We start from the raw sequence: 7,047 nt of genomic DNA, 5'->3' as shown, positions 1-7,047 counted from the left end.
TTCAGTACCACGCGGTTCCTAGACATGAACAGACGCCGGCCGTCGGCTTCGCTTTCCAGCACCAGATTCCATTGCCCCGGTCCGACGGCGCGGCCGCTGCCCCGATAAATGCCGCCCGTCACCTCCGACAGCGCGATCACCCGGTCCGCCCGCCGGTCGGTCGGCCGCTCCAGGCGACCGGTGAATTTCAGTCCGGTCAGCGCCTTTCCGCTCCCGTCGCGTGCCTTGACTTCCAGCGCCGTGTCCCCGTCCGCACTGCGCGCAAGATGCGCGTCCACCTTCCAGCTGCGTGCATCCTGCTCGCGTGCGGCGGTGATCTCCTTCTCATAGGCAAGGCTCGCCGCATAGCCGCTGTCGACCTCGGTGCCGGGCAGCGTCATGGAAGCAAGCCTTATCATGGTGAGGTTGACGCCGATGACGACGCCAAAGAACGCAAGCAGCATGAAAAGCACCTTGCGGCCGGTGAGCGGCTTTGGCGATGCACTGGCTCTGTTCACGACAGCTCCACTTGTTGTCATGGCGAGACGAAATTGTCGATCGCGGAAGCGACCTCGCCGAGACCGATATCGGTGATCCGGAATTTAGTCGGGATCGATTTTTCGGTATTCTTCTCCGACGGAGCAGTCACCAGCACACGCAATTCTGTGGTGCCGTCGCGCCCGAGCACGACCATTGGCCGGTCGGGCGTGATCGAATCGTCGCCCACGACGTGGAGAACGGCATCCTGCGGACCATCGACGTCGATCGTCACCACGCGGTCAAAACCGCGCTTGTTGAGCAAACGGACCGTGTAGGCGTTGCGGATCGAGCCGTCGCTAAGCTTCACCGCGACAGGGTTGCGATCGTGCAGCACGTTGATGTCGAGCAGCGAACGGGTGAGCAGCGCATACAGCATGATCCCACCGACGAGTGCGATCAGCGCGGTGTAGATGATCGTGCGTGGCCGCACGATGCGGTAGATCGGCGGCTCGCCGGCCATCCGGCGCTGGATGTTAATGTCATTGTCGTAGCCGATCAGCCGAGTCGGCCCGCCGATCTTCTTCATCACGTTGTCGCATGCGTCGATGCACAGGCCGCACTGGATGCAATCGATCTGCGGGCCATTGCGGATATCGATGCCGGTCGGGCAGGCCGCCACGCATTGATAGCAATCGACGCAGTCGCCGGCAGGCAGGCCGAGCGCCCGCAGCTCGTTCGCCTTCTTTACCGACATGCGCTTTTCGCCGCGGTCGTAGCGATAGGTGACGTTCAGCGCCCACTCGTCGGTCAGCGCCGCCTGGATACGCGGCCAGGGGCACATGTAGACGCAGACCTGCTCGCGCATGAAGCCGGCGAGCAGATAGGTCGTGGCGGTGAGGATCGCGATCCAGATATAGGCGATCGCCGGCGCCTGGAAGGTGACGAGCTCCTTCACCAGCGTCGGCGCGTCGGTGAAATAGAGCACCCAGGCGCCGCCCGTCCACCAGGCGATCAAGAGCCAGATCGAATGCTTGAGCACGATTTCGGAGACGCGCCCGAGTTTTAGGGGACCGGCGGAAGCCGCCTTCCTCATGCGCTCGCGCCGGTCGCCCTCGATCAGGCGCTCGACCGCATAGAACAGGTCGGTCCAGACCGTTTGCGGGCACAGATAGCCGCACCAGATGCGGCCGCCGACCGAATTCATCAGGAATAGTGTGAGCGCGGCGATGATGAGGAGGCCGGTGAAGTAATAGACCTCCTGCGGCCACAGCTCGATGAAAAAGAAATAGAAGCGACTGTTCGGCAGATCGATCAGCACCGCCTGATCTGGGGCGCCAAGGCCGCGATTCCAGCGCACGAAGGGCAGCAAGTAGTAGACGCCCAGGCAGAACGCCATCAGGCCCCATTTGATCCGACGGAAGGTGCCGAAAACACTCTGCGGGTACACGTTCTTGCGGGCCGCGTAAAGCGGCCCAACATCTTCGACTTGGTCGGGGTCTATTTGGACGATTTTGTTCATGGGCCCGCGCTCTCTTAGTCTCCTCCGTCTCTGCCGGGTTGATCCAGCGCAAACCCAACGCCGCTTCCCTTTGCTCCGCTACTTGCCGCCGCCGAGCGTGTGGACGTAGACCGCCAGCGCCTTGATGGTGGACGGATCAAGCCGGCCCACCCACGCCGGCATCACGCCGGCCCGACCATTCGTGATGGTCTCAATCAGGGTCGCCTCGTCCGATCCGTAGAGCCAGATCTTGTCAGTGAGATTGGGCGCGCCGAGCTCCTGGTTGCCCTTGCCCGCCTCACCATGGCAGCTCGTGCAATTCTCGGCGAAAATTTTTGCGCCGGCGGCGATATCGTAACCCTGGCGCGTCGACAAGCCCGAGAGCGAGCGCACATAGTTGGCGACCGTGCCAATCTCGTCCCGCTTCAAGATGCCATCCTTGCCGAAGGCGAGCATCGCGCCCTCATGGGTCTTGGTGTGGCCCGAGCGCGCGCCGAATTGGATGGTCTGCACGATCTGGTCGAGCGAGCCGCCCCACAACCAGTCGTCGTCGTTCAGGTTGGGATAGCCTTTTGCGCCGGCGCCGCCCGAGCCGTGGCACGGCGCGCAGTTGTCGCCGAACGCGGCCTTGCCGCGGGCGCGCGCCAGCGCCAGCAGCGCCGGATCCTTTTCGATATCGGCGAGCGAAGCCGCACCCAGCGCAATCATCTTGTCGCCGCGGATCTTTTCCAGAATTGCAAGCTCGACGCCGACCGCGGCGCGCGTCGAATAGTTGAGCGCGCCCCTGGTGTAGCTCCACAGAAGCGGCCAGGCCGGGTACACGACCCAATAACCGATCGCCCACAGGATGGAGGCGTAGAAGGTGATCAGCCACCAGCGCGGCAGCGGTGTATTGAGTTCCTTGATGCCGTCCCACTGGTGACCGGTGGTGGTCTTGCCGGAAACCCCGTCAAGTTCGCTTTCCTCCATGACCTCTCAGTCCTCCCGCAACGGCATCCGAGATGCCTGGTCGAAAACCGCCTGGTTCCGCGGCCAAAGCGCGTAGATCACGATCGCAATGAACAGGCCGACGAAGATCGGCGTCCACACACTGGTGACGAGGTCCGACGCGATGTTGTGAACGATCAAGATTGCTTTCATCGTCCTGCCTCTCAGCGAAGATTGGCTTTTTCGTTGTAGAGCTTGAAGTCGACCAGCGTGCCGAGCATCTGCAAATACGCGACCAGCGCATCCATCTCGGTCGGCGCACCGGCCTGGCTGTCGAAATTGCGGATCACAGCTTTTGGATACCGTTTCCCGAACGCGTCGGTGCCGACATTGTCCGGATCGGCCTGCGCCTTCAGGTCGGCGACCGCGTTCTTGATTTGCTCGTCCGAATAGGGCACCCCAACGATGCGGCTGGCCTTCAGGTTGTCGGCGACAACAGCGGTGTCGACCTCGGTCTGGGCGAGGAACGGATAGCCCGGCATCACCGACTGCGGCACAATCGCGCGCGGATTGGTCAGGTGAGTGACGTGCCACTCATCTGAATACTTTGCGCCGACCCGCGCGAGATCCGGCCCAGTGCGCTTCGAGCCCCACTGGAATGGATGGTCGTACATGCTCTCGGCAGCGAGCGAGAAGTGGCCATAGCGCTCAATCTCATCGCGGAGCGGCCGGACCATCTGCGAGTGGCAGAGATAGCAGCCCTCGCGGACATAGATATTGCGGCCTGCCAGTTCGAGCGGTGTGTAGGGCCTGACGCCATCGACCACCTCGATCGTGCTTTTCAGGTAGAACAGCGGCGTGATCTCGACCAGGCCGCCGATCGCAATCACAACCAGAATGCCCGCGATCAGGATGATGGAATTCTTCTCGAAGATTTGATGGCGGGTCCATAAAGACATTTGAGCGCTCCTCATTCCGCCGGCTGAAGAGCGACGGTCGACTGCACTTCCGCCTCGCCGACGCGCACCGTCATCCAGAGATTGTAGGCCATGATCAGCGCGCCGATCAGGAACAGCGCGCCGCCGGCGGCACGGATGACGTAGAACGGGTGCATCGCTTCCACCGTCTCGATGAAGGAATATTCGAGGAAGCCGAGCGAGGTGTAGGCGCGCCACATCAGGCCCTGCAGGATTCCGGAGACCCACATCGCCGAGATGTAGAGCACGATGCCGATGGTCGAGATCCAGAAGTGCCAGTTGACGAGCTTCAGGCTGTACAGTTCCTTGCGGCCCCACAGCCAGGGCACCAGGCAATACAGCGCACCAAAGGAGACGAAGCCGACCCACCCCAACGCACCGGAGTGAACGTGGCCGATGGTCCAGTCCGTATAGTGACTCAGCGAGTTCACCACCTTGATCGACATCAGAGGACCTTCAAAGGTGGACATGCCGTAGAAGGCCACGGAAACCACCAGCATGCGCAGCACCGGATCGGTGCGCAGCTTGTCCCATGCGCCCGACAGCGTCATCAGGCCGTTGATCATGCCGCCCCAGGAAGGCATCCACAGCATGATCGAAAAAGTCATGCCGAGCGTCTGCGTCCAGTCCGGCAGCGCCGTGTAGTGCAGATGGTGCGGGCCGGCCCAGATGTAGAGGAAAATCAGCGACCAAAAGTGGATGATCGAGAGCCGATAGGAATAGACCGGGCGCTCCGCGCGCTTCGGGATGAAGTAGTACATGATGGCGAGGAAGCCGGCGGTCAGGAAGAAGCCGACCGCGTTGTGGCCGTACCACCACTGGAACATCGCATCCTGCACACCGGCCCAGGCGATGTAGGATTTCGAGCCGAGCAGTGACACCGGCAGCGCCGGGTTGTTGCCGAGATGCAGCACGGCGATGGTGACGATGAAGGCGAGATAGAACCAGTTGGCGACGAAGATGTGCGGCTCCTTGCGCTTCACCAGCGTCATCACGAACACGACGAGATAGACGACCCAGACGATCGTCAGCCACAGATCGGCGTACCATTCGGGCTCGGCATATTCCTTGGATTGTGTCACGCCAAGTAGATAGCCGGTGCCTGCGATCACAATGAAGAAGTTGTAGCCGAGCACGACGAACCATGGCGCGAGGTCGCCCACGAGCCGCGTCCGGCAGGTCCGCTGCACCACATAGAACGAGGTCGCGATCAGCACGTTGCCGCCGAAGGCGAAGATCACCGCCGAGGTGTGCAGCGGCCGGAGCCGGCCAAAACTGGTCCAGGGCAGATCGAGATTGAGCAAGGGCCATGCGAGCTGGGATGCGATCAAGAGCCCGACGGCGAAGCCGGCGATGCCCCAGAACATCGCCATGAAGGAGGCAAACTTGATCGGACCGAGATTATAGTTCGGCTTCCCGTTGATCTCCTCCGGCGGCAGCGACGCGGGGCGGTCGAGATACCGATTCATGATGGCGAAGGAGGCGACGCCGCTTGCCACTGCAGCGAGCGAAGCATGAAACGCGAACGGCGCGTCCAGCGCCTTGGCGGCTGCGAACGCGCAGACGAAGGCTGCCATCGAGAAGAATAGCATCAGCCCGGCTTCGCCGTGGGTCATCCATTTCGTGGATTGAGTTTGCTGCATGTGTGATTCTCTTTGCATGGGCGCCTGCCCCGTCAGCCCGGGTCTCGCTGTGTTGTCCTTGATTGAGATCAACCCGATCAGCTACCCCCACGACTGGCGGGCATTTTGCACCCGCTCCAGCGGCTGCCTGAAGGAATCAGAATGGACGACGCTTGCGCGCTCCCGGTGTTGCCTGATGCGACCTTGGTGATTGGACACTGGCCCAAGCAAGAGCAGCGGCGAAAATCACGAAGACCGAGATGACGGCTGCGGAAACCAAGAGCGCATCGGCGGGCATGACGACCTCCATTGAAGCTGATGCGAATATATCGCCGTTTCAACAGAGGCGTCTTTGATCTTGATCAAACCAGGACAAAAGAACCCAATGCGACGCGCTTCAACTTATGCCCGCAGACAAGGCTTCGGCGCGCGGGGTATCCAACAGGACGACGCCACTCGCAAAGGTTTGGATCACACCATCACGTTCGAGCTTCGAGAAGGTACGGCTCACCGTCTCGATGGTGAGCCCCAGATGATCCGCGATGTCCAGCCTTTTCATCGGCAGCGGCATAATTTCTCCACCACGTCCAATTCCACTCAGTCGGTCGCGCCAGCCGATCAGGAAGCTCGCTATCTTCTCTTCGGCGGAGCGCCGTCCGAGCAAGACCATATGTTCCTGTGCCCGGGCCAGCTCGCGGCCCGCCAATTCAATCATGCGGCGCAGCAACTGCGGCCGGTTCTCGGCGAATGTCGCGAACGACTCCTTGGAGAACTGACACAGCGTGACACGGCCGATCGCGTCAGCGGAGAATTCGTGCCGCGGCAAGCCGGGGAGCCCGAGGAAATCGCCTGGCAATGCAAAACCGACGATCTGCCGCCGGCTGTCCGGCAACAGCTTGTAGAGGCGCAGGGTACCCGCATGCACGCTGAAGAACGACGTTGCTATGTTTGCCTGTGCGAACACGGTGGCGCCTGATTCGAAACGAACATGCCGCGACAGCTGCGCCAATTCGCGCAATTCGGTCTTGTCGAGCGCTGCGCAGATGGCAAAGCCCCTCGCCGTGCAATCGTGACACAATCGACAACGCGTTCCTTCCCCCAAAACCGAAATCTTCACACGTCCCTCCGATTGCCGCCTGCAGGCGCCTCATGGGCGCGTTTCCCTGCCGGTCGATGCAGTGTAGCGTCCGTAGGGATGAGGTGTTGTTGATGCAGATCAATCGCCGGAGACGCCCTGAAGCTGCGTCGTTCCGCGCCCCGCGTAGGTCGTTGAGGCGCGAGCTCGAGCTTGCCAATGAGATCCACGGCACCTCGCTTGACGCGCTCCAGATCGAGGCGCCCCGCTATCGCTGGTCTCGGGCCTGCTGCACCATCCCCTGATCGAACAGTCAGCCTGCTCGTGCCGGTGGTCAGCATCATTATCAAGGCCTGACCAAGCCCGCAGCTAGCCAGCTCCCACTTAAGCAGCCTGTTGAACAGAGCAAGATCGCCACGAAGAAACCCTCCCTGAAGCCGATTCTTAAACCCTCCCTCCCTCCCATCGCAGTTATCGCAAGATCCGGCT

Annotated in this window: 7 protein-coding genes; all 7 read right to left on the bottom strand. The window is 61.6% G+C overall.

The window, feature by feature from the left end:
* A partial coding sequence (locus KIP88_RS40925; protein WP_249791402.1) for a FixH family protein occupies positions 1–443 on the bottom strand: 443 nt, incomplete at its 3' end.
* Between the two features lie 71 nt (positions 444–514).
* Complete coding sequence (gene ccoG / locus KIP88_RS40920) at positions 515–1,978, bottom strand: cytochrome c oxidase accessory protein CcoG (protein ID WP_214493773.1); 1,464 nt, start codon at positions 1,976–1,978, stop codon at positions 515–517.
* Positions 1,979–2,056: 78 nt separating this feature from the next.
* A complete protein-coding gene (ccoP, locus tag KIP88_RS40915; protein ID WP_214493772.1) occupies positions 2,057–2,926 on the bottom strand; it encodes a cytochrome-c oxidase, cbb3-type subunit III in 870 nt (289 codons plus the stop codon).
* A gap of 6 nt (positions 2,927–2,932) precedes the next feature.
* Positions 2,933–3,097, bottom strand: a complete 165-nt coding sequence (locus KIP88_RS40910) for a cbb3-type cytochrome c oxidase subunit 3 (protein WP_057846728.1) — start codon at positions 3,095–3,097, stop codon at positions 2,933–2,935.
* Between the two features lie 11 nt (positions 3,098–3,108).
* On the bottom strand, positions 3,109–3,843 hold the full coding sequence (gene ccoO, locus KIP88_RS40905; RefSeq protein ID WP_214493771.1) for a cytochrome-c oxidase, cbb3-type subunit II: 735 nt from the start codon (positions 3,841–3,843) through the stop codon (positions 3,109–3,111).
* Positions 3,844–3,854: 11 nt separating this feature from the next.
* Entirely contained in the window at positions 3,855–5,477 is a 1,623-nt protein-coding gene (gene ccoN / locus KIP88_RS40900; RefSeq protein WP_214493775.1) for a cytochrome-c oxidase, cbb3-type subunit I, read from the bottom strand.
* 403 nt (positions 5,478–5,880) lie between these two features.
* A complete protein-coding gene (locus KIP88_RS40895; protein ID WP_108521781.1) occupies positions 5,881–6,600 on the bottom strand; it encodes a cyclic nucleotide-binding domain-containing protein in 720 nt (239 codons plus the stop codon).
* Between the last annotated feature and the right edge of the window lie 447 nt (positions 6,601–7,047).

Source organism: Bradyrhizobium sp. SRL28 (genome assembly GCF_018596315.1).
Taxonomy (GTDB): Bacteria; Pseudomonadota; Alphaproteobacteria; order Rhizobiales; family Xanthobacteraceae; genus Bradyrhizobium.
Note: the sequence above shows the minus strand (reverse complement) of the source record. Positions and strands in the feature narration are given on the sequence as shown.

Excerpts from the sequence above, each read along its gene's own strand:
- ccoG (WP_214493773.1), bottom strand. The coding sequence starts at position 1,978 with ATGAACAAAATCGTCCAAATAGACCCCGACCAAGTCGAAGATGTTGGG.
- ccoP (WP_214493772.1), bottom strand. The coding sequence starts at position 2,926 with ATGGAGGAAAGCGAACTTGACGGGGTTTCCGGCAAGACCACCACCGGT.
- KIP88_RS40910 (WP_057846728.1), bottom strand. The coding sequence starts at position 3,097 with ATGAAAGCAATCTTGATCGTTCACAACATCGCGTCGGACCTCGTCACC.
- ccoO (WP_214493771.1), bottom strand. The coding sequence starts at position 3,843 with ATGTCTTTATGGACCCGCCATCAAATCTTCGAGAAGAATTCCATCATC.
- ccoN (WP_214493775.1), bottom strand. The coding sequence starts at position 5,477 with ATGACCCACGGCGAAGCCGGGCTGATGCTATTCTTCTCGATGGCAGCC.